Raw genomic sequence first — 1,588 nt, 5'->3', positions numbered from 1 at the left:
TCGCCAGGGCGCTCAGTTTCGCCGGTGTCGAATATGACATCCTCGAACATCGCCTTACGCCCGACCAGATCGAGGTCTATGACGCCTATGCCGATGCGTGGGCGATTATCCACGCCAATTTGCGCACCGCGCTCGATGCCACCCGGGTGACGGACAGCTTCTCAAACGACACCTACAACAGCGGCGCGAAGGCCGCTGCACTGTCGATCTTCGAATCCACCAAGCAGCGTTTCTTCGGCCAGATCCTGATCGGCATGAAGCTGCCATCGCTGATACCGGCGATCCGTGCCGATCTGGCCCGGGGCGAGAGCGTCGTGATCCAGCTGGTCTCGACGTCCGAGGCGATGCTCAACCGGGCACTGGCCGCGCTGAATGCCGAGGACCGGGCGAATCTGGACATCGAGCTTTCGCCCAAGGAGTTCGTCATGTCCTACCTCACGGCGGCCTTTCCCGTCCGACAGATGAAGACCTTCGTCGATGACACTGGCAAGATCCGCTCCGAGCCGATGTCCGACGAGGAAGGCCGTCCCATCTTCAGCCAGGAAGCGATCGAGATGCGCGACAATCTCGTCGAGCGGTTCTGCTCCCTGCCGATCGTGGGGTCCGCCCTTGATCATATTATCGGGCATTTCGGGAGCGATGCGGTCGCCGAGGTTACGGGACGCAGCCGGCGTATCGTCGTCGATGCGCACGGTCGCCAGCGTATCGAGAGCCGTTCGCCGCGAACAAACCTTGCCGAGACCGACGCCTTCATGCGGAACGAGAAGAAGATCCTGATCTTCTCGGATGCAGGCGGCACTGGGCGCAGCTATCACGCCAGCCTCACCGCCGAGAACCAGTCGCGCCGCAACCATTATCTGCTCGAGCCCGGTTGGCGCGCTGACGCGGCCATCCAGGGCCTTGGCCGTACCCACCGCACGCATCAGGCAACCGCGCCGCTATTCCGTCCGGTATCGACCGACTGCCGCGGCGAGCGGCGCTTCATCTCGACGATCGCCCGCCGCCTCGACAGCCTTGGCGCCCTGACACGGGGCCAGCGCCAGACAGGCGGCCAGGGTCTGTTCGACCCGCGGGACAATCTTGAAAGCGACTATGCCAAGGAATCGCTCGAGACATGGTTTCGCCTTTTGGCCGACGGCAAGCTGCGCTCGACCACGCTTGACGAATTCCAGACCCTCACCGGACTTGAGCTGGAGGGCGAAGGCGGCGGGCTGAAGGAGGAGCTGCCGCCCATTCAGCGCTGGCTCAATCGTATCCTCGCGCTGCGCATCGCGCTGCAGAATGCGATCTTCGATGAATATCTCGGTCTGATCGAGGCCCGGATCGAGGCGGCGCGCGAAGCCGGCACGCTCGATCTTGGTGTCGAGAGCATCAATGCCGAACGCATCACGATCCTCGATCGCACGGTGATCCGGCGCGACGAGACGAGCGGCGCGGAAACCGAGATCCTGCGCCTCGAAACGGAGGAGCGCTACAAGCCGCTCCCGCTGGACCGCGCGTTGCGGATCTTGGGCGACGACGCGCGCCCGATCGTCAATCGCAAGTCCGGCAGGGCCGCGATCCGGTGCAGCACCTATTCGCTCACCGA

At 63.9% G+C, this 1,588-nt stretch carries 1 protein-coding gene; it reads left to right on the top strand.

Going from position 1 to position 1,588, the window contains the following annotated elements:
• On the top strand, window positions 1-1,588 hold a 1,588-nt coding region (locus ACEK02_RS13980), incomplete at both ends, for a strawberry notch C-terminal domain-containing protein (RefSeq protein ID WP_371422284.1).

Origin of the sequence: Tardiphaga sp. (assembly GCF_041424195.1) — a bacterium.
Lineage (GTDB): Bacteria > Pseudomonadota > Alphaproteobacteria > Rhizobiales > Xanthobacteraceae > Tardiphaga.
The sequence above is the reverse complement of the archived record's forward strand: the minus strand, read 5'-3'. Positions and strand labels throughout refer to the sequence as shown.